This window comes from Pseudomonas sp. ATCC PTA-122608 (genome assembly GCF_001952855.1).
In the GTDB taxonomy this organism is placed as follows: domain Bacteria; phylum Pseudomonadota; class Gammaproteobacteria; order Pseudomonadales; family Pseudomonadaceae; genus Aquipseudomonas.
On sequence record NZ_LPNO01000022.1, the window covers coordinates 37,854 to 58,393 of the forward strand.

General features: G+C 59.2%; 22 protein-coding genes and 1 pseudogene. 13 read left to right on the forward strand and 10 right to left on the reverse strand.

The features are described 5' to 3' along the window. Positions 1-12: 12 nt before the first annotated feature. Entirely contained in the window at positions 13-492 is a 480-nt protein-coding gene (locus AU074_RS19505) for a hypothetical protein (RefSeq protein ID WP_076016109.1), read from the reverse strand. A gap of 219 nt (positions 493-711) precedes the next feature. On the opposite strand from AU074_RS19505, the gene AU074_RS19510 reads away from it, so the two are divergent. The 3 genes from AU074_RS19510 to AU074_RS19520 all read left to right on the forward strand — a co-directional run bounded on the left by AU074_RS19510 (position 712) and on the right by AU074_RS19520 (position 3,100). Next, positions 712-2,049 carry an MFS transporter gene (locus AU074_RS19510; protein WP_076016110.1) on the forward strand — a complete coding sequence of 446 codons (1,338 nt, stop codon included), beginning with the start codon at positions 712-714 and terminating at the stop codon, positions 2,047-2,049. A 233-nt stretch (positions 2,050-2,282) separates the two neighbouring features. Beyond that, positions 2,283-2,735: a thiol-disulfide oxidoreductase DCC family protein gene (locus tag AU074_RS19515; RefSeq protein WP_076016111.1), complete on the forward strand. Its 453-nt coding sequence runs from the start codon at positions 2,283-2,285 to the stop codon at positions 2,733-2,735. Beyond that, positions 2,732-3,100 (forward strand): DoxX-like family protein, encoded by a 369-nt coding sequence (locus AU074_RS19520; protein ID WP_076016112.1) that lies wholly within the window; start codon positions 2,732-2,734, stop codon positions 3,098-3,100. Before AU074_RS19515 ends, AU074_RS19520 begins: the two co-directional genes overlap by 4 nt. Before the next feature lie 8 nt (positions 3,101-3,108). On the opposite strand, the gene AU074_RS19525 is transcribed toward AU074_RS19520, so the two are convergent. The 3 genes from AU074_RS19525 to AU074_RS19535 are packed head-to-tail and all read right to left on the reverse strand — an operon-like array spanning position 3,109 to position 5,094. Beyond that, positions 3,109-3,456 (reverse strand): hypothetical protein, encoded by a 348-nt coding sequence (locus tag AU074_RS19525; RefSeq protein WP_076016113.1) that lies wholly within the window; start codon positions 3,454-3,456, stop codon positions 3,109-3,111. Between the two features lie 15 nt (positions 3,457-3,471). Continuing rightward, the gene (locus AU074_RS19530; protein WP_076016114.1) at positions 3,472-3,963 is read right to left on the reverse strand and encodes a DUF2269 domain-containing protein; all 492 of its coding nucleotides are present in this window, start codon (positions 3,961-3,963) and stop codon (positions 3,472-3,474) included. A 3-nt stretch (positions 3,964-3,966) separates the two neighbouring features. Beyond that, complete coding sequence (locus tag AU074_RS19535; RefSeq protein WP_076016115.1) at positions 3,967-5,094, reverse strand: saccharopine dehydrogenase family protein; 1,128 nt, start codon at positions 5,092-5,094, stop codon at positions 3,967-3,969. Here AU074_RS19535 and AU074_RS32815 point away from each other — a divergent pair. From AU074_RS32815 to AU074_RS19555, 4 genes are all read left to right on the forward strand, one after another. Continuing rightward, positions 5,088-5,465 carry a GNAT family N-acetyltransferase gene (locus AU074_RS32815; protein ID WP_083676698.1) on the forward strand — a complete coding sequence of 126 codons (378 nt, stop codon included), beginning with the start codon at positions 5,088-5,090 and terminating at the stop codon, positions 5,463-5,465. The two genes, AU074_RS19535 and AU074_RS32815, sit on opposite strands and share 7 nt — an antisense overlap. 11 nt (positions 5,466-5,476) lie before the next feature. Then, on the forward strand, positions 5,477-5,881 hold the full coding sequence (locus AU074_RS19545; protein WP_076016116.1) for a hypothetical protein: 405 nt from the start codon (positions 5,477-5,479) through the stop codon (positions 5,879-5,881). 274 nt (positions 5,882-6,155) lie between these two features. Continuing rightward, a complete protein-coding gene (locus AU074_RS19550; protein WP_076016117.1) occupies positions 6,156-6,479 on the forward strand; it encodes a low molecular weight protein tyrosine phosphatase family protein in 324 nt (107 codons plus the stop codon). A 107-nt stretch (positions 6,480-6,586) separates the two neighbouring features. Further along, on the forward strand, positions 6,587-6,973 hold the full coding sequence (locus tag AU074_RS19555) for a hypothetical protein (protein ID WP_076016118.1): 387 nt from the start codon (positions 6,587-6,589) through the stop codon (positions 6,971-6,973). Between the two features lie 806 nt (positions 6,974-7,779). Here AU074_RS19555 and AU074_RS19560 read toward each other — a convergent pair. Continuing rightward, positions 7,780-8,580: a GNAT family N-acetyltransferase gene (locus AU074_RS19560; RefSeq protein WP_076016119.1), complete on the reverse strand. Its 801-nt coding sequence runs from the start codon at positions 8,578-8,580 to the stop codon at positions 7,780-7,782. Positions 8,581-8,772: 192 nt separating this feature from the next. Further along, entirely contained in the window at positions 8,773-9,783 is a 1,011-nt protein-coding gene (locus AU074_RS19565) for an NAD(P)-dependent alcohol dehydrogenase (RefSeq protein ID WP_076016120.1), read from the reverse strand. A 170-nt stretch (positions 9,784-9,953) separates the two neighbouring features. Here AU074_RS19565 and AU074_RS19570 point away from each other — a divergent pair, with 170 nt between their 5' ends. Further along, positions 9,954-10,868, forward strand: a complete 915-nt coding sequence (locus AU074_RS19570) for a LysR family transcriptional regulator (protein ID WP_076016121.1) — start codon at positions 9,954-9,956, stop codon at positions 10,866-10,868. On the opposite strand, the gene AU074_RS19575 is transcribed toward AU074_RS19570, so the two are convergent. Then, a complete protein-coding gene (locus AU074_RS19575) occupies positions 10,865-11,452 on the reverse strand; it encodes a TetR/AcrR family transcriptional regulator (RefSeq protein WP_076016122.1) in 588 nt (195 codons plus the stop codon). The genes AU074_RS19570 and AU074_RS19575 overlap by 4 nt on opposite strands. Positions 11,453-11,604: 152 nt before the next feature. Here AU074_RS19575 and AU074_RS34580 point away from each other — a divergent pair. The 3 genes and pseudogenes from AU074_RS34580 to AU074_RS19585 all read left to right on the forward strand — a co-directional run. Beyond that, positions 11,605-11,736 (forward strand): annotated as a pseudogene (locus AU074_RS34580) (alkene reductase); the annotation flags it as partial. Between the two features lie 63 nt (positions 11,737-11,799). Continuing rightward, the gene (locus AU074_RS19580; protein WP_076016123.1) at positions 11,800-12,600 is read left to right on the forward strand and encodes an SDR family oxidoreductase; all 801 of its coding nucleotides are present in this window, start codon (positions 11,800-11,802) and stop codon (positions 12,598-12,600) included. Next, positions 12,597-13,595 (forward strand): NADP-dependent oxidoreductase, encoded by a 999-nt coding sequence (locus tag AU074_RS19585; protein WP_076016124.1) that lies wholly within the window; start codon positions 12,597-12,599, stop codon positions 13,593-13,595. The genes AU074_RS19580 and AU074_RS19585 overlap by 4 nt, the downstream gene beginning before the upstream one ends. Positions 13,596-13,624: 29 nt before the next feature. Here AU074_RS19585 and AU074_RS19590 read toward each other — a convergent pair whose 3' ends face one another. Together AU074_RS19590 and AU074_RS19595 are read right to left on the reverse strand one after the other, a co-directional pair. Further along, positions 13,625-14,839: an MFS transporter gene (locus tag AU074_RS19590; protein ID WP_076016125.1), complete on the reverse strand. Its 1,215-nt coding sequence runs from the start codon at positions 14,837-14,839 to the stop codon at positions 13,625-13,627. A 77-nt stretch (positions 14,840-14,916) separates the two neighbouring features. Beyond that, positions 14,917-16,416 (reverse strand): PLP-dependent aminotransferase family protein, encoded by a 1,500-nt coding sequence (locus tag AU074_RS19595; RefSeq protein ID WP_076016126.1) that lies wholly within the window; start codon positions 16,414-16,416, stop codon positions 14,917-14,919. Between the two features lie 77 nt (positions 16,417-16,493). Here AU074_RS19595 and AU074_RS19600 point away from each other — a divergent pair, with 77 nt between their 5' ends. Continuing rightward, positions 16,494-18,164 carry a M24 family metallopeptidase gene (locus AU074_RS19600; RefSeq protein ID WP_076016127.1) on the forward strand — a complete coding sequence of 557 codons (1,671 nt, stop codon included), beginning with the start codon at positions 16,494-16,496 and terminating at the stop codon, positions 18,162-18,164. 76 nt (positions 18,165-18,240) lie between these two features. Here AU074_RS19600 and AU074_RS19605 read toward each other — a convergent pair whose 3' ends face one another. Next, complete coding sequence (locus AU074_RS19605; RefSeq protein WP_076016128.1) at positions 18,241-19,473, reverse strand: MFS transporter; 1,233 nt, start codon at positions 19,471-19,473, stop codon at positions 18,241-18,243. A gap of 64 nt (positions 19,474-19,537) precedes the next feature. On the opposite strand from AU074_RS19605, the gene AU074_RS19610 reads away from it, so the two are divergent. Beyond that, a complete protein-coding gene (locus tag AU074_RS19610) occupies positions 19,538-20,533 on the forward strand; it encodes an AraC family transcriptional regulator (protein WP_083676697.1) in 996 nt (331 codons plus the stop codon). Positions 20,534-20,540: the final 7 nt, after the last annotated feature.

Consider the following 20,540-nt stretch of genomic DNA (forward strand, 5'->3'; position numbering starts at 1 on the left):
GTGTTTCTCCAGTCAGGTCTTGATGATCAGTGTGGAAACGGTGCGCTGCGGACCGATACCGCCATTGACCTGCGCCTCGATGCTGACCAGGACGTCGCCTGCATGATAGGTGGGCAGGGTGTCATTCACATACATGCGCACACCGATCCCTACAGGAGCGCCCACGTAGGGGGTGGCCACATAAGCGGTGGCGCCAGCGAAGGCCGAGGCCGCCAGGTTAGCGATCCTGGTGCGCTGGGCATTGAGGGTATCGCCCTGTTGCCGGGTCAGCGGCTTGGAGATGCCGATCATCATCTGGCACGGCAGGTTCTTGGCCAACATCTTGTCGTACACCTCGACGACCTTACGGTTGACCTCATAGTGGGCGCTTTTCGCTTCGCCAAAATGCAGCTCGCTCAGGCGTCCGCGATCGCTGTCGGTGAGGGTGATCTGCGAGACGTTGAAAACGATCCCGTGATTGCCCAGGTATTGGAAAGTCCCATCGAACTTCATCGCACGCATCCTTTCGAGCCAAAGGCGGGGATTCTCTACAAGGCGCGCGCTGGATTCAAATCATTTCACCCTGCGGGCCACATGTATTGGCCCAATTCCTGCCTCTGCCCTACCCCATCAAGTCGCTACTGGCTACGCGGACGACTCTTTTGAGCCCCGCCGCCCAACGGCCGACCCCGATAATCAAGCATCCCCCTACCACCGCCGAGGCCTTCCCCCATGACGAGCCCCTCCACCGAACAGGTCAGCCCGCAAACCCTGCGAAGAGTGATCATCGCCGCCGGCATCGGTAACTTCGTCGAGTGGTTCGACTTCGCGGTCTACGGCTTCCTCGCCACCACCATCGCCCAACAATTCTTCCCCAGCGGCGACGCCAGCGCGGCGCTGCTCAAGACCTTCGCGGTATTTGCCGTGGCCTTCGCGTTTCGGCCACTGGGCGGGATTTTCTTCGGCATGCTCGGCGACCGGATCGGCCGCAAACGCACGCTGGCCATGACGATTTTGCTGATGGCCGGCGCCACCACGCTGATCGGCCTGCTGCCCACCTACGCCGCCATCGGCGTGGCGGCGCCGATTCTGTTGTCGCTGATCCGCTGCGCCCAGGGCTTCTCCGCCGGGGGAGAATATGCCGGGGCCTGTGCCTATCTGATGGAGCACGCGCCGAGTGACAAGCGCGCCTGGTATGGCAGCTTTGTGCCGGTGTCGACCTTTTCCGCCTTCGCTGCCGCAGCGGTGGTGGCCTACGCACTTGAAGCGTCGTTGTCCGCCGAGGCGATGGGCAGTTGGGGCTGGCGCCTACCGTTCCTGATCGCCGCGCCGCTGGGCCTGGTGGGGCTTTACCTGCGCTGGAAGCTGGATGAGACACCGGCGTTCCAGGCGGTGAAGCAGGAACACGCGGTCGCCCACTCCCCGCTCAAGGAAACCCTGTGCAACCATGGTGCGGCGATCTGCTGCCTGGGCGCTTTTGTGTCGCTCACGGCGCTGTCGTTTTATATGTTCACCACCTACTTCGCGACCTATCTGCAGGTGGCGGGTGGGCTGAGCCGTGCGATGGCGTTGCTGGTGTCGCTGATTGCACTGATCTTCGCGGCGGCAATTTGCCCGCTGGCGGGGTTGTATTCGGACCGGGTGGGGCGTCGGGTCACGGTGATGACGGCGTGTGTGTTGTTGATGGTGGTGGTGTACCCGTCGTTCCTGATGGCCAGTTCCGGCTCGTTCGCGGCGTCTATCGTCGGGGTGATGTTGCTGGCGGTGGGCGCGGTGTTGTGTGGAGTGGTGACGGCGGCGTTGCTGTCGGAGACCTTTCCGACCCGCACGCGGTATACCGCTTCGGCGATTACTTACAACATGGCTTATACGATCTTTGGGGGTACGGCGCCGTTGATGGCGACGTGGTTGATCAGCACCACGGGCAGCAATCTGTCGCCGGCATTTTATCTGATTGCGGTGGCGCTGCTGGCGTTGGCGGGTGGGTTAGCGTTGCCGGAGACGTCACGGATTTCGCTGCATGATGTGGGCGCGGAGGAAAAAGGCGCAGCGCCGGTGTTGTCGCGCTAGGTTCGGCTGTTGTGAACGCAATGCCCAATCCAACAAAGATCAACTGTGGGAGCGGGCTTGCTCGCGAATGCGGTGTGGCAGTGAAAAATGTGCTGACTGACCCACCGCATTCGCGAGCAAGCCCGCTCCCACACTGGATTTTCTTTGCTTGTTAGATCTCCACTCCCGGACTGAACAGTGTGGGCGAACGCGAGTATGATCCAGGCTAACCCGGCCCGACTGGACCCACACACATGCCCGCCTCCCACACCCGCCCTACTCCCGCACCACTCCTTAAGCCCGGCGAAACCGTGGTGCTGTTCGACGGTGTGTGCAAGCTGTGCAACGGCTGGGCGAGGTTCCTGATTCGCCATGACCGCGACCGGCGTGTGCGGTTGGCGGCCGTTCAGTCGCCCGAAGGTCAGGCGCTATTGGCCTGGGCGGGGTTGCCGCTGGATCAGTTCGACACCATCGCAGTGATCCGCGACCGGCACTATTGGACGCGTTCGGAAGCGGTGTTCGAAATCATTGCGCAACTGCCTGCCCGTTGGCGCCCGCTGTTGGTGCTGCGCGCAATCCCGCGCTTTCTTCGGGATTGGGCTTACGATCGCATCGCACGCAATCGCTATCGGCTTTTCGGGAAATACGACACTTGCCTGTTGCCCGATCCGGATCATGAGCAGCGCTTTTTGAAAGAACAGCCATGAATACCTTTGTGCGCATCAACTGGATCGCCCGAGGCGGCCTGGCGTTCATGCTTGCCTACCATGGGCTGGTGCCGAAGCTGCTGTGGTTGAGCCAGGGCGAGCGGACGATGATCCAGGCTCACGGGATCGAACAAGTGCAGGTGTTCGCCACGCTGGCGGGGGTTGGGGAAATTGTCCTGGCGGTATGGATACTGCTTTCACCACGCAGCGCCTGGCCGATTGCAGTGGCTACGGCTGCGCTGGCGGGGCTGCTGGTGGATGTGGCGGTGTTCAGCCCGGCGATGCTCAGGGAGGCGTTTAATCCGGTGTCGCTGAATGTGGCGGGGTTGGCGTTGTGTGCAGTGGCTTGGAATACCAAGCCCTGAACGGGCCTTTATTTCAGCTCAATGGCATCAAGCGCAGCTTCCAGCACTGATAACTCAACCACGCTGCCATCGCCCAAGCGTGCAACAAGCCCTGCACAATCAATCACCACACACACGCCCCGCCCTGTTTTATCTCCCGGGAACTTGCGCAACTTGAGCTCCACTGTGGTTGGGTTTAGCCACACCGACTGATCCGCCGACCAACGAGCGTCCTCAAACTGAAAAACACAGCTCCCCTGCCATGTATCCACAATCTGCGGTGAACACACCCACTGCGTATTCCGCGCCTCCCAGGGCGTCACCTCGACCCGGTAGCGATCATCCGGTGAGGTGGATTGGATTTCGGTTTCACTCATTGGCAGTTCCTTTTATCAGCAACACAGCCCAATCAACTGCCACGGCGTCATCTTCGTCACCATGATCAGCACGATCACAAACATCCCCGAAAACCCGAAAACGCCCATCCAGAACCATTTCCGGTAAACGCCGCGGTATCCATCATCGAGCGCCCTGCCCGTCTCCACCGCACTGAGCGCCATCTGCTGCAACCGCTTCTGCAGCACCAGCACCGGCAGCCAAAGCGCCCCCACGCACAGGAAGATGATCAGCGACGTCAGCACCCATTCGGTGGTCAGCGGCAACCCGACAAGCTTGATCAGCAGAAAGCCGGTGATGATCTGGATAAAGCCCGCCGGCGTGGTAATCCAGGTATCAAACTGCACCACCATCCGTGCCACCTGGGCGATCACTTGCGGGTTGGCCGTACGGCTTGCGGCGATCAGGTACAGGTAGGAGCCCATGCCGAAGCCGAACAGGAAAATCGCCGCGATGATGTGAATGTACTTCAGGCCCAGATAGAGCATGGTTCAGCCCTGCCCGTCAGAGAAATGCACGGCCAGGCTGAGGTTCGCCGGGTCGTTGATGGCGGCCATGTATTCATCGACGGTGATTTCGCCAACGCACGGTCGCGCACCGGGTTCGGGCACGTAGCCTTGGGCGATTTTGAGGGCCAGGGCAACGGCGGCGCAGCTGGGGATTTCCGGGCCTTTGTCATTCAGGGCCGTCAGTTGCACCGCCAGGGACAGCGGTTGCCCTTCAGTGCCGAGGCCTTGCACGTCAATGTACATCGCGCTTTTGCCATCGCCAAAGCGCTCGAACCAGGTACCCAGCCGATGCAGGCGCGCAGCCCAGGCGACATGGTCTCGCACGATTCCCGTGCGCAGCGCCTGGGCCAGCAGGTAGTTGGCGACACCACCCAGTTTGAGCCCCGCGCCAGCCTTGAAGCTCAGGGTGTGGGCGCCATAGCGACTGGCGAAGATGTCCATGTCGGGCACGTCCACATTCGCCAACACCCGCGTGCCGAGCTCAGGCATCTTGCGCAGCGTCAGGTCCTGCCAGCCCAGCACTTCATGCACCTGGCCATGCCGGAGTTGCTTGATCGGTTTGCCCGCGTAAGCCAGCACGCCTTCGACGGTGGACAAGCCCGGCATCTTGGCCGAAGAGGAAATGCCGTGCTCGATCGCGTCGATGCGGGTGAAGCGGTAGCGGTACTGATCGATGATGGCCGACGACAGTGTCGGCACGGAGCTGCAACCACTGAGGATCGCCACACCTGTCTGCCGGGCTTGTGCATCCAGCACGCTCACGCCATTGACGAAGGTGCGGCAGTCGGACAGGTCGCAGTAGTTCACGCCCGCGTCGATGCAGCTCTGGGCGACCGCATAGGATTGCCCCTGGAACGGCCCGCCGGTGTGGATCACCAGTTGGATGTTCATCGACCGCAAAACGGACGCGAACCCGGCGCCCATGGCATCGCCGCACCAGCCTTCGCAGGCGGTGCCCGACTGGCTTTTCAGCTCATCCACTTTGCGCTGCAACTTGTGCGGGTCGCGGCCGGAGATCACCAGTTCAATGCCCGGCGCCACCACCAAATGCCGGCAAACGATGCTGCCGAAATTGCCGTAGCCACCGACCACCATCACCCTGAGTGTCATTCCATTTTTCCCTAAACTATCGATCATGCGCTGAGCCTGAGGCAGACTGGCGGCTGAGGCGGCTAAAGATACCCGATTTGTTTAACCGCTTGAGCCTGGATCGTTGTGCCGTTGGGGTCACGGGATTGAAGCCTGTGCCCGATGAAGAAGTGACGGCAGAAGTCGGCTACTTGTTTCTCAGCGGGCAACAGGGGAAGGGCTACGGTTTTGAATCAATGCAACGGGTCATGGATTACGCCCACGACGCAATCGGGCTGAAGGTGCTAAACGCAGTTGTAGCCGACGGCAATGCCGCTTCTTGCCGCCTGCTGGAGAAGTTGCTTCGAATGCTACCCTCTTCAATCTCTGGCCTCAGTGCTGCTTATTTATAATGTGAGACTGTATGAATAACCAACTCGCCATGTTGATCAGTGACTACCAAGCAAGCGTTGCCGCCGCGGTGGACATGATGCAGCGGTCTGGTATCCCACGACCCCCGACCAATACGGATTGGGTGGTAACCGACATTCCTCAGCGTGGAGAGCTGGAAGGCGGAGTTCGTTACTTCAAGCACGGCTATGGCTGCGCGGTAAGCCTCCCCACAGGTACAGTAGACTTTGACTTTGGGGATCGTGGTGAAATCGATGGCTTCGACGCATGGCGACTTGCTAGTTTTGCCGGCGACAAGTTGTCGGATTACGGTTTTGCTGATGAGGATGCAATCACAGAGTGCTTCAAAGCAGAAGTGGCGGCCGGTTCTCTCGTGTATTCCGGGTACATTCTTTACTACGTAGCGGATAACACCTGACAGTGCCTGTCGAAATAGTCCGTTCTATCCGTGCATTAAGTTCTCAGTCCAGAGTGCCTGCGTGGATCTGCCAATTCAGGTCACCGCCAACGACCAGTTTTGGCCGACAGCTACCGCTCATGAACCACCGCCTTCGACCCATAGCAGCCGCTCGCGAGGGGCTTTTCTCGATTGCCCGGAGCGGACGCATTTCTATGGTTCCCACAAGCTAAGCTGTCAGTATGTGTCCGAACCTGAGTTTCGGATCGCCGGAAAAGTTTGGAGTTAAACCACTTTGAATGTGTTGTTCATCTGCGGCAAAAATCGCTTACGTAGTCCGACCGCCGAGCAACTTTTTGCTGATTGGTCGGGTGTTGAGACAGCATCGGCTGGTGTTAATAACGATGCGGATGTGCTGGTAAGCCAGGAGCTTCTCGAGTGGGCCGATCTCATTTTTGTGATGGAGCAAAACCATCGAAAGAAACTCACTGCTCGTTTCACCTCGGAGTTGGCGAATAAACGTATCATCTGCCTGAATATTTCTGACGATTACGAATACATGGCACCAGCGTTGATCACGCTACTGGAAGCGAGAGTCGGGCGTTATTTATCTGCCTGATGTTATGTCCGCTTCTGTGCCGTCTCAACCTGATCAGTCGACTGACCGATTGACCGGTTGCTGCCGCTCATGAACGACCCCCTTTCGCACCTAACCGGAAGAAGCCCATGCTCATGGTGTTACCGAAGATCGAACTCAAGGAACTGTCGGTGAAAGCGGAAGCAGACGGTTTAACGCTGAGTGATCTAGTCCCCATTTGCGAAAGGTTCGGCGTTGCACCGCATGATGTGCTGAACGAGCTGTCCGTCGCGGTTGCGGAAGGCTACATACAAGGATCTCTGCTCTATGAGTTTTGCAACGGCGTTATGAACGGGATCATAAATACTGTGGTTGAAGTAGGAATGACTAACGACATGCCTCAGCCCGCTTTGTTGCTTTACCAGGCATTCGATCAAGGTGAATGGTTCCGTAGTAACGACCCACCGGGAACTGACCCCAGTGAGAAATACACGAAGCCGGTGGTCGAGGAAATAATGCGTACCCTTGGAGACTAACTTTCACAGATCGGGAGGTTTTCGCTTTTCGGCTGGAAGGTAGTGGATCGAACGCCGCGTTGGCCGATCTCTGACTGTCGCGAGGGCCATAATCGACCCATAGCGGGCGCCCAGACATTCAAACCAAACGAGTAGATAATCGGCTGCTATTCCAGCCGTTTCCAGTACGTATGAACAACAAATCTTCCCAACGCGAATCTACCGGCAGTACAGCATATAGCCTTGCGCAGGCCCACGGTGCCCGGCCCCTGTCCGTTGATGGCTATCATCAAACGGTAGAACTGTGCGGTCGCGTCGCCTGCGGTTGGCTGTTTCGCTACAGGATCATTTGCAGCTTGGACATCCCAGCGCATGACCAACAGTCATTCGCTGGCGCCGCAGGTTGCTTGGTTGCTGACGACGGAGAGATACGTGATCTATCAGGTCCGATGTTCATGGAGATGCTTCACATGCTGGCATAGCTCGAAGGACCACTTTTGGCGGGTGGAAATGGAAATGCAACCGGCCGCCCCTAACTCTCCCTAACAAATCGTCACAAGAAAAAATCAGGTCTTCCAAGGTCTCAAAAACGGCGCATGAATTTAATTTAAATGCGCCGTTTGCCGCCAATCATCCAACTTTATTTTGCTATTTTAGACGCCGCTCCTGTCCTCTCCGACAGGCGATAACTGATCGACTTCAGCCTCGGATGACAACTGGCTGCATTGGGTCGAAAACGGCCGAAGCCGAGTTTCTGCTATTGGCCGGTTGCTGCCCGTCGCGGCAGACAGCTATCGATCAATAACAGCCGCTCACACCGACATACCTCAACTACCCACCAAACGATACAGCGCCTGAGCGTGAGATGCCGTTAGCCCTGTGCGCTGCAAATTACGGCGACTTTGCGAACTGGGAAGCGCAGTTGCGGCGATCACAAGGCTGCCGTGCTTCTTCGCATGCTCTATGCGGTGAGAGATCAGGGCTCCGTGGTAACCCAAGCCTCGTGCATCTTTTCGGGTGGCTGCCGTCCCAAGGTAGGCAACTCCGTTGCTGGCCAGGTACATCAACGCGCCTGCAACCACCTGTCCATCAGCTTTAAGGACGTAGATTTTCAGACGGTCATTTGCCATCAGTCCTGCAAACGAAGCCTGGCTCATCTGACGATGCTCTGGCTTGGTATGAAAGCCACTCGCATGAACGGCTGCGAACTCAGGCAGCGTGTGTGAGGTGGCTTCTTCGATTTCGAATGCGTGGTGGTTCAAGACCACGTCCTCGATGGAGCACGCGAGCTGCAGGTGCGTCCAACCCCTCAGGCGCTCCAGTCGCCCCTCCCCCACAAAAGCGTGCGGTTCCAGCGTCGAGACCTTGCCGATAAGGGGCGTTACGGTCGAGTACTCTGCTGATTCCTTGAGCAGGCTCAACAGTGCCTGGGGGCTGCCGGTGCTGTCGCCGTAGATGCGATTGAACATCGGGCTGGGCGATGCCTTTACTTGAAAGCATGGAAACGCTTCGTTGAAAAACACACGAGCACCAAAGGGGTTTCCACTTATCCGAGACAAACTCTCAACGCGGGAACACAAATACTCGCTTTCTGCGGTCTCGATCGCATGAGCCATTCCAACATCCATGTGCGTCGTCCTTATTGCGCGATTTCCAGGGAAGGTAGCGGTAAATCAATCACAACGCACCTGCAAAGACACCTGCTAATGTACGGCGCAAGTGGCTAACGATGGCAATCAAGCCAAGATATCGACTTAGCCATTTCAGACCTACCGGCCCAGCCGAGCTGCAAAAAGACGCCAAAGGGCGCCTTTTCGTTGTTAAGCGATTTTAATCACAACCTTTCCAAATGCGCCCTTCGCGAGATGTTCGTAAGCTTCTCGTGCTTTCTCAAACGGGTATACCTGATCGATCACGGGACGAATCTTGTGTTCGTTGAGGAACGCATTCATCCGGTCGAATGATGAACGCGGCGCCACGGCAATACCACGAAGGGTCGTCTGGCGGAAAATGAGGGGCATCAGATTGAGTTCAACGGTTTGCCCTGTCAGAAAGCCGATCTGCGCAATACGCCCCGACGCCTTGGTGGCGGCGACCGATTGATTGATGCCGCTGCCACCGGCCACATCGAGCAGCAGATCCACGCCCTTGCCGTCGGTCAGCTTCAGCACTTCATCTGCCCATTTCGGCGTCGTTCTGTAGTTGATGCCCGCCACAGCCCCCAGCGCCTTCACGGCTTGCAGATTCTGGTCGCTACTCGACGTTGCGATGACCTTCGCGCCAAGGGCCGTAGCGATCTGCACGGCAAATATCGACACACCTCCAGTGCCTTGAACCAATACGGTCTGGCCCGGCTGGATTTGTCCGTAATCCACCAGCGAATACCAGGCCGTGAGTGCAGCAATAGGCAGTGTTGCCGCCTCTGCATCGCTCATGTTGTCGGGTGCACCGACGGCGCTGTCCTCATGGATGATCATGTATTCGGCCAAACCGCCAGGCAACGGCGAACCGAAGCAGTAATCGGGTTCGTTCGGCCCCGGCTCGCCATCCAGCCAACGTGAGTAAAGATGCGAGTTGACGCGATCACCGACTTTAAACCGCGAGACGTTTTCACCGACCGCTACCACCGTGCCGGCTGCATCGCTCACCGGGATCAATGGCTTGGGCACCCTATGCGGTTCATAAATGCCGTCGACGATAGCCTTATCGCGAAAGTTGAGCGAGACGGCACCGACCTTGACCAGCAACTCGCCAGCCTTTGGTTGCGGAGTCGGCACCTCTCCCAAGTGCAGGTTGTCGAGTCCGAAATCGTTCAATAACCAAGCTTTCATTGCGCATCTCCACATTCACTTCATGGCCTTGAACCAGAACCGGTTCGGCCTTGGGGGTATTTTTCGCTTTTGACGGTGGGCAATAAATGCGTGAAAAAAGACATGATTGTTCTATTCTTGGGCAACAATCAGTTCAACTTCGTGAGTAGGCGGGGTCATAGGAAAGCGTTATGGAACTGCTTCAATCAATGCGACTGTTCGCCAGGCTTGCCGAACTCGGCAGCTTTACCAAAGCCGCCGAATCGCTGGACATCGGGCGACCCCAGGTCACTCGGTATATCCAGGAGCTGGAAACGTCATTGGGCGTGCGCCTGTTCCAGCGCACCACAAGAAAGGTGGCGCTCACCGCCGAGGGCGAGAGGTTCTACGAGCGGGTGCAGGAAATTTTGGCGGGTATTTCTGCCGCGACCTCAATGTTCGACCGCTCCGGCGCAACGCTCACAGGCCGACTTCGCGTCGATGTCCCGACCGCATTCGCGCAAATTGAATTCATCAAAGGCCTTAAGGAATTCACCGACGCCTACCCGGGTATCAGCATGGTTCTGGGCGTGACCGACCGAGCCGTCGACCTGATCGGCGAAGGCATCGACTGCGCTCTGCGTATCGGCGACCTACCGGATTCGACCTTGATCGCTCGCCCCATCGCGATGGCGACCATGGTGACCTGCGCCGCACCCGAGTATCTGCATGAGCATGGCGTACCCGAGACCCTCGACGATCTGGCCTCCCATCGAGGCGTCAACTTTTTGTCCGGCCAGAGCAACAGGACATTGCCTTGGCATTTCTCGGTAAACGGTCAGGATCGAACGTTTGTGAGCAACGCCGGCATCACTGTCACCGAGTCGAATGCCTACGTTCAGTGCGGCGTGTCGGGCTTCGGAATAATCCAGGCGCCCGGGATCACCGTGGCCGAGCATCTGGACAGTCGCGGCTTGGTGGAAATTCTAAAACCCTTTCGGCCAGCCCCGCGCCCTGTGTCGTTGCTGTACCCAAGCCGGACGCATCTGGCGCCACAGGTTCAGGTTTTCATTGAGTGGCTGCAAGAGCGTTTTCCGCAGCTTCATTCCGACTGGCTGGAACCCTAGCGATCATTTTGTTGCGCCAACGGCAATGACGCCACCAACTCAGCACGGCAAACATCGAGTATTTCATCCGCGAGAGGAGAGTCATCCGGGCACGCCCGCGACAACATGACGGCACCGATTGCATGCGCCAGCAGGTCGATCATTTTTGCTCGAACGTCCTGCTTCGTCGCACCCTCACGCGGCTGGTACTTTTCCTCGAGTGCTGCCAGCGTGCTTTCTACTCCGCTGGCAAAGGTCGCCTTTAACTCATCTGACTGGCGGGCAGCGTCGCCACACAGCGCGGCCATGGTGCATCCCGCGCTCCGGCCGTCTCTGTGATCTCGCGACACGTACAGATTTATGAACCCGGCAACATCAAGGTCGCAGGTGCTGGCTACGGATTGCGCCAGGCTTTTTTCAGCTGCCTCGGCCATCAAATCCGCCTTGGAACCGAAGTGTTTGTAGAACCCTCCCTGGGTAAAACCGGCAGTGGCCATCAGCTCCGCCACCCCCACACCGTCGTAACCACGTTCGCGAAAAAGCTCTGAAGCCGTTTCCACAATGTGCGCTCGGTTGGCGAGTGACTGTGTCTTGGTGATCTTCATTTCTCGCCTCCAGGCCTCTTGAACAATGGCCTGACTATACTCTGATGTCGATCATAATCAAAGTTGTTGACAGCTTTGATTATGATCGACATCATAAAACCACTGCCGCATGCCTTAGCCGCCACGGCGCAATATCCGGTCATTGATCAACGCCTGATTTGGTGGAGCGCTTCAAGACCGATGCGGCTTTATCCGCATTCGACCCAACCACTCTGTATGGCGGCGGCGCAGCGGGCTACATCGACTACCCGACACTTACTGAAAGTAACCAGAGTCACCATTGAACATCGCTTTCCAGCAATACACATGAATCGCCAATCGACACCCACACAGCAGAGAGTAAAGCCATGAGCATCCCTAATACCGTTCTGATCACAGGCGCCTCCACGGGCATCGGCGCCACCTATGCCGAGCGCTTCGCACAACGTGGCCACGACCTCGTGCTGGTGGCCCGCGACAAGAACCGACTGGACGCGCTCGCAGCGAAACTGCGTGAAAAACACAATGTCGCGATTGATGTCCTTCAGGCTGACCTGACCCAAAGCAGCGACTTGGCGACCGTCGAGACACGCCTGCGCGATGACGCCAGCATTGGCATCCTGGTGAACAACGCTGGCGCCGCGCAATCCGGCAACTTTATCGAACAGTCCACCGACAGCGTTGGTCAGTTGGTGACGCTCAACACGACGGCACTGGTACGGCTTGCCAGCGCCATCGCCCCACGCCTGGCACACGCAGGGGACGGCGCAATTATCAACATAGGTTCCGTGGTTGGCCTGGCACCAGAGTTCGGCATGACGGTCTACGGTGCTACTAAGGCGTTTGTGCTGTTTCTATCACAAGGTATGAGCCTGGAATTGACACCCAAAGGCGTCTACGTGCAAGCCGTCTTGCCAGCCGCTACGCGTACTGAAATCTGGGAGCGGGCAGGTATCGACATCAATACCCTGACTGATGTCATGGACGTTGGAGATCTAGTCGATGCGGCGCTGGTTGGTTTTGATCGTCGCGAGCCGGTGACTATTCCGCCCTTGCAGGATGCCGACCGCTGGGATGCCCTGCAGGCTGCGCGCCAAGGCTTACTGTCGCAAATTCGGCAATCCGAGGTCGCCGAGCGCTACAAAGCCATGAAAATTGAATCGCCATGAAAGCATTTTCAATCGACCGTTACGGTAAAGAGAATGGGCGTATCCGCGAGGTACCCACCCCTGAAGTGGGTGCCTTTGACGTTCTTGTTCAGGTGCATGCCACAAGCGTCAACCTGCTCGACTCGAAGATCAGTACAGGCGAATTCAAACTGATCCTGCCGTATTCGTTCCCGTTGATCCTGGGTAATGATCTGGCGGGAGTGGTCCTTAGCGTAGGGTCCTCGGTGCGGCGCTTCAAACCGGGTGACGAAGTTTACGCACGCCCGCCTCAGGAGCGCATAGGCACATTCGCCGAACTGATTGCGGTAGATGAAAGCGCGCTCGCGCTGAAACCGAAAAACATCAGCATGGAAGAAGCGGCCTCCCTCCCGCTGGTTGCACTGACGGCCTGGCAAGTGCTGGTTGAAACCGCCAAGCTGAAACGGGGCCAAAAGGTGTTCATCCACGCAGGTTCCGGTGGCGTAGGCACCTTGGCCATCCAGCTTGCCAAGCATCTGGGTGCGTTCGTTGCGACAACCACAAGCACGAGTAACGTGGATTGGGTCAAGGCACTGGGAGCAGATGTCGTCATCGACTACAAGAAACAAAACTTTGAAAAGGTTCTGCAGGATTATGACGTCGTACTAAATAGCCTGGGCGCTGATGAGCTGAAAAAGTCGCTGACCATTCTGAAGCCCGGGGGGCAACTGATATCCATCTCAGGGCCACCGACTCCACAGTTTGCCCAAGAGCAAAAGCTGCCCTGGGTACTCGGCCTCGTTATGCGTATGTTGAGCAGCGGGATCCGCAGGAAAGCGCGCAAAAAGAACATCAGCTATGGGTTTGTATTTATGCGTGCCAGCGGCGCCCAACTGGACAAGATAACTGCGCTGATTGAGTCCAACGTTATAAAACCGGTGATCGACCGAACGTTTTCTTTCGAGTCGACAGCCGACGCCTTGAGCTATGTCGAGCAAGGAAGATCAAAGGGCAAGGTCATCATTAAGGTCAAATAGCCCCCGTTTTTAGAGGGCAGGTAAAGCACTCATTGGCCGCGATCGCCGCGTGCAGTGTCATGGCGTTTGGAATAGGAGGCGCCCATCAGATAGAAGCACCCGCCCGCCACGATAAACGCCGCGAGCATGTAGAACATGAAATGCGCCGACTGCGTTGCCAGGGCAAAGCCGCACAACACCGGCCCCAGCGCACCGCCGAGGCTGGACAGGTTTTGCGCGCCGTAATACATGCCGCGCAAGTGGTCCGGCGCGATGCGGTCAATGAACATGTACTCGGCCGGGAAGACGATGATTTCGCCCACGGTGAAGATCGCCACGGCCAACGCCCAATGCAGCACAGTGGTGGACAACGCAAAGCCGACGACACCCAGCAGAAACAGGCTGAAACCCGCTGTCAGCCATTGATTCAAATGTTCATTGGTAATGCGCTTGCCTACGATGTACTGCAGGCAGATCACCACCGTCGCGTTAACCGCCACCACCGAGCTGATGACCCGGTAGGTAAATTCCGGTGTGCTTGTGGTCACCAGGTATTGCGAGATGTAGCCGGTGAACTGGCCGAACGCCACGGCGCTCAATGCGCCGCCAACCGTGAAGCAGACCAGGCGATAGTCCTTGAGCAGAATGCGCCCCACCGCGACGAACGACACCGGGGCATTGGCCGGGTCGGCGGAGCTGAGGCTCCTGTCGCCCCACACCATGTAGGTCAGGAAGAAGCTCATGCCCAGGATCGCAGACACCAGGAACGGCAGTTTCATGTCCATGTGCGCGAGCCCGGCGCCAATGAACGGCCCCACCGCATAACCAATGTTGATCAGGGTGTAGCGCACCGAAAACACTTTGCCGCGTTCGGCTTCCGGCAGCAGTTTGCCAAACGCCGCCTTGACCACGATATCGATCACTGAATAGGCAAAATTGAACGACACCAGAAACAGGAAAAACAGCCACAGGTGGGACGTGACGCACATGCCGACGAAGCCAACGGTGAAAAACCCCGTGAAGCTGAGGATCAATCGATAGCTGGAGATCTTGTCAGTCAGGTAGCCGCCGTAAAGGCTAAGCAACGAGCCGACGAGCATCGCACCGCCCACTACCAGGCCGATCTCGCTGATGCCCAACGTGAAGTTGGATGACAGATAAATCACCATATACGGCAGGGTAATGGCGCGCCCCAGTGTCAGGAACAACGCAGATGACAGCAGCAGATTGACCGAAAACGGGTAGTGTCTGAAGGCAGCGAGCATCAGAGTCGGTTCCTGTAATGGGCAGTATCAAAAGCTAAGTAACATATCCTTACACATTCACCTTTCAGCCGGCATCATTATTTAGCCGCTTCCCCAATCGCCCGCGCCGCCTGAGCCAGGCGCTGCGTGGCGGCGCGGATTTCCTCCGGATTGAGCGAGGCGAAACCCAGGCGCAAGGCATTCTCCGGGTGATCAAAGGGTGAAAACAGGCGACCGCTGCGCACCACCAGGTCCAGCTCCAGAGCTTTTTCAGCCAGTTGATTGACGTTGATTGAGTCGGCGAACCTGACCCACAACGCCAGCCCGCCTTCCGGCTCCTGCACGGCTATCTGCTCGCCAAACGCCTCCAGCAAACAACTCAGCAGTGTTTCCCGACGCCGACGGTATTCCTTGGATACCCGACGCAGATGCTTCTTCAACTCGCCATCGTTGATCAAGTCCGCGAGCATCCGCTGCATGACGGCATCGCCCTGGCCCAGGCTCACCGCCGCCGTGCGCTCGAGCACTTCGATGAGGTTCGACGGGGCAACGATATAGCTGCAACGGAAGGTACTGCCCAGGGACTTGGACAGCGAGCCGATGTAGATCACATGACGCTGCGCGCTGTCGCTGGCCAGGGGCAAATAGGGCCGTCCGGAAAAGTGATACTCGTGGTCGTAATCTTCCTCGATGATGCAGAAATCATGCAGCCGGGCCAATTCCAGGAGTTGCTGGCGACGTCCGGCACGCAGGCTGACAGTGGTAGGAAACTGGTGATGGGGGGTGACATACATCATCCGCACGTTGTGCAGGCGGCACAGTTCATCGAGCTGGTCGACCCGGCAACCTTCGTCGTCCAGGTCCACGGTGACCAGTTGCGCGCCCAACTGGCGGAAAATCTCCCAGGCAGGTGGGTAACTCAGGCGTTCGACCACCACCACATCACCGGGTTTGAGCAGCGCGCTGGCGGCCAGGTACAGCGACATCTGCACGCCTTGGGTCAGGCAGATCTGCTGCGCGTTGACATTCAGGCCGCGATTGTGGCGCAACATTTCGGCGAGGGCGTTGCGCAGGTACTGGCCGCTGCCTTCTGTGCCATGGCGCACGGTGTTGGTGGTAAAGCTGTTGCGCAAGGCGTTGCGGTAATAGCGATGCAGGACGGCTTGGGGCAGCAAACGATGGTCACAGGCGCCATTATCGAAAAACAGCGCGCCCGGCCGATGTTGCAGCGCTGTCGCCTGCTCGCCCGGGGTGAAATAGGCCGCAGCAGGCACCTCCCGCAACGCGGGGGCAAACGACGTCGGCGCGCTGGCGGCAGTCACCGCTCCTGTCGCCAGTTGCGTACTGACGAAGGTGCCGCGACGTTGAATGCTGACCAGCCAGCCTTTGGTCACCGCCTCCTCGTAGGCAAGGATTACCGTCTTGCGGTTCACGTCCAGCAGTTGCGCCATTTCCCGCGTGCCGGGCAACAGCGTTCCGGGGCGCAGGCGTCCCTCGACAATCGCGCTTACCAAACCCTCGATGATCTTTCTATACGACGCCTGCGGCTGCGCGCCATCGAGCTTGAGCAGCGGGCGCCATTTTCGGAGCTGGACCATGTGAATTATCCAAAACTGGAGGTTCTTCTGGTCCTAGTCTAACGCAACAATCGAACCTCAATTGCCCCGAGGTGTTTATGCACAACCGCCATGTCGTTGAATTGTTGCCCTCGGGCAAATCCTTCGAAGCCGCCGAACAATTGCTGCTCGACGCCATGCTCGCCAGCGGTCTCGCCGTACCCTTCTCCTGCCGCCGCGGCGCCTGCGGGTCGTGCAAGGTCAAGGTGGTGTCGGGCGAGTACCGCGAAAAGGTGCTCACACCCGACACCCCGGCCGCCTCCTACCCTCTCGCGGCTGACGAGATGTTGCTGTGCCAGAGCCATGCCTGCAGCGACATGCGCCTGGAAATTCCCGGCTGGTCACTGGACACGCCAGCCCTGGAAGTCAGCGCACAGGTGATCAGCAAGCGCGCGTTGAGCGCCGACATCGTCGAGCTGGTGTTACTGACCGCCCAGCCACTCGACGTGCGGGCCGGCCAGTACGTCAGGTTTCGCCTCGACGACGGCGACAGCCGCTGTTTCTCCGTCGCCAATCTGCCCGCACAGGATCAAGGCCGGTTGGTGTTTCATATTCGCCAGATCAGCGGCGGCCTGTTTTCCGAACGCATCCTGCCGACCCTGCAAGTGGGTGACGCAGTGAAACTCGAAGGCCCCGTGGGCGCCTGCACCTGGCAACACGACGATGAGCGCCCTGTTGTGCTGTTCGCCACCGGGACCGGTTATGCCGGTATCAAGCCCTTGTTGCTGACGGCCTTGGCACGCCAGGCCGAAGTCACCCTGTATTGGGGGAACTCGTCGCCGGCGGACTTCTACGACGCTGAGTTTCTCGAGCGGGCCAGCCAGGCACATCCACGCTTTCACTGGCATCGAGTGCAGTCGGTAGACGCCCGCGTGCAACAGGTTGCGCTGACACAGCCTCACAACTGGGCGGATAGCCAAATCTACGCCTGCGGCAACAGCAAGATGATCAGCCAAGTCCGCGAAACCTGTCTGGCAGCGGGCGCCCAGGCTCACCGTTTTGTCGCCGAAGCCTTCGTTCCCAGCGGAGCATTGACGCCAACGGATTCACTCAAGACGCTGCACCCGGTGCTGGAAAAAGTCGGCCCACGCTACTCGCAGGACGGCATGCTCGCTGCCCGCGAGCAGACGGTCAGGGCCCTGGCCGCCATCGCCGACCAATTGAAAGTCGGCATGACCACCGCGCAAGCCCTCGACATGGCCAGTCAAACCTTGCAGGCCATGGGCGCGTCCCACACCTGGCACCCCACCTATATCCGCTTTGGCGACGACACCATCCGCACACCGCGCCAAGGCATCGACCCGCAACGCAAGCTGCGCGCCACCGATATCGCCGTGGTCGACCTCGGCCCGGTGTGGGATGGCTATGAAGGCGATTACGGCGACACCTTCGTCTTCGGCGAACACTCGTTGCATGGCGCCTGCGTGAAAGCACTGCATGAAGTGTTCGACGAAACCCGCAGCGCCTGGCACCGCGGGCTGACCGGACGCGAGCTGTACGACTTCGCCGAGCACAGCGCCCTCTCTAAAGGCTGGCGCCTTGAGCGCAACCTGGCCGGGCACCGCATCGCCGACTTCCCGCATGCTTTGTTCGGGCAGGACAAGCTGGCTGAGGTCGAGATCGTGCCGAGCGAGATGGTCTGGGTTTTGGAGATTCAGCTGTGCCATCCGACCCAACCGATCGGGGCGTTTTTCGAGGATATTCTGATTGGCGAGGCCAAGGGGGTCTAGTTGTCCCCCCTACGCGCCGGGTGCCGGAGAACCCACCGATGCGCTTCACACCAAACGTTGCCAGTACGCCGCCTTTTCAAAGATGAAACGCCGGCCCCGCCTCTGCACCTTGTGGAGGCGCTTCTACCTTCACCTTCAGCGCAATCAACACTGCCGCCAGCAGCATCAAGATACCTGCCGCGACAAACACACCGTCGATACCACTGAAGCTAAACATCGCGCCGCCCGTCGCCGCACCCGCTGCAATCGCAGACTGCACCGAAGCCACCACCATGCCGCCGGCGCTTTCGGCCTGATCGGGCACTGACCGGGCCACCCAGTTTGACCAGGCCACCGGCACGCCGCCAAACGCCAGGCCCCAGAGCATCAACAACCACACCTGGCCCGTCACGGTAGCCGGCAACAGCGCCAGGGCGAGCGCTGCCACGCCGACCAGGGCCGGCATCAACACCAAGGTGCCGCGCGGCAGACGCACCAACAGCCAGCCGGCCAGCAGCGTGCCGGCGAAGTTTGCAACGCCGAAACCCAGCAACATCAACGCCAGCACTTCGGCGCCGACGCCGGTGGTGCTTTCCAGGAATGGCCGGATATAGGTGAACAACGCAAAGTGCCCGGTATGCACCAGCACGCATCCCAACATGCCCACGGCGATGCCCGGACGCAGCAGTACCTCAAGCACGGTTTTCAAGCGTGCCGTCCGGCGGGGTGCAAGTGGAGGCAGGGTGAATAGCTGGAACACCAGGGTCACGCCGCCCACTGCGGCGGCTGCGAGAAAAGCGCTGCGCCATCCGTACAGCCCACCCAAAAAGCTGCCCAGCGGTACCGCCACGACTGTGCCCACCGCGATGCCGCTGAAGATGATCGACAAGGCACGCGGCAGCAGCGCCGCCGGTACAAGCCGCATCGCCACCGCCGCCGCCATGCTCCAGAAGCCACCCAGTGCGATGCCCAACAGGATACGCATCAGCAGCAACACGGTGAGGCTCGACGAGACGGCTACCAGCAGGTTGGAACAGATCATCAATGCGCTGAAGCACAGCAACACCACGCGGCGGTCAATCCCTCGGGCCAGGCCCGGCACCAGTAACCCGGCGAACAAGGCCACCACCGCCGTGACCGTCACCGCCTGCCCCGCCAAAGCTTCCGAAACACCCAGCTCGGCTGCCATCGGCGTCAGCAGGCTGGCCGGCAGGTACTCCGCCGTCAGCAATCCGAACACGCCCATCGCCAACGAAAACACCGCCATCCAGGCCGGCGTCGCGGGCGCTACATCTGCACCGGTTACGGCGTCACACACACAACTGCTCATCACGGTCATCCTTCAAAAGTTATTGCGACCGGCAGTCTAGGTGCGACGATCAGGATGATCTATGATGAAAAATCTCGAATCCTTTACCGAAACCCCGGAAATGATGCCCACGGATCCGTTCGACCAGTCCTCTGATCTCATCAACGAGCTGCTGCGCGGCATGCGCCTGCGGGGTGTCGAGTACCGGCGCATCCAGGCTGGGCCGGCGTTTGGCCTGGGCTTCCCGGCCAAGCCCGGGCACGCCTACTTCCACCTTATCGCTGCCGGTTGCGTCACCCTGCGTACCGAAGACGGCACTCTGTATGAACTGACGCCAGGCAATGCCGTGTTCATCTCCCATGGCGGTTCCCATCAGGTGCTCTCCAGCCCGGACGTGCCGGTGCAGGACATCGACAGCTTCAACGCCGCAACCCTCGGTGATGCGGTGTGTGCCGTGGATGCCCGGGCCGATGTGGGCGTGGCTCAAAGCGCCCTGCTCTTCAGCGGCTGCATGGAGTTTGAACTAGGGAGTTTGCACGGCCTTGGCCGCCTGATGCCGGACCTGATGCTGATCGATGCCAAGGGCCAGCGTTATCCGGGGCTGATGCCGATCCTGGCGGCCATGGAGCGTGAAGTCAGCAGCGCCCGCATTGGCTTCGCCGGCATTCTGGCGCGCCTCGCTGAGGTGGTGGCGGCCATGGTGGTTCGGGGTTGGGTTGAATGTGCGTGCGGGAATGCGTCCGGCCTGGTGGCGGCGCTGCGTGACCCACGCCTGGCCAAGGCCCTGCTGGCGTTGCATCAGCAACCCGGGCGCGATTGGACGGTGGAGGAGCTGGCAGCGCAATGTCATACCTCGCGCTCGGTGTTCGCCCAGCACTTTCAAACCACCGTTGGCACGCCCCCGTTGCGCTACGCCACCGAACTGCGGATGCGCCTGGCCAGCCAGTGGCTGACACTGGAGCGGTTGCCGATCGAAACCGTGGCGCAGCGCCTTGGCTATAACTCCCAGGCGGCGTTCAGCCGGGCGTTCAAGCGCGTTACCGGGCAGCCGCCTGGGGCCAGTCGGCGACAGTCGATTTAAGGGGAGC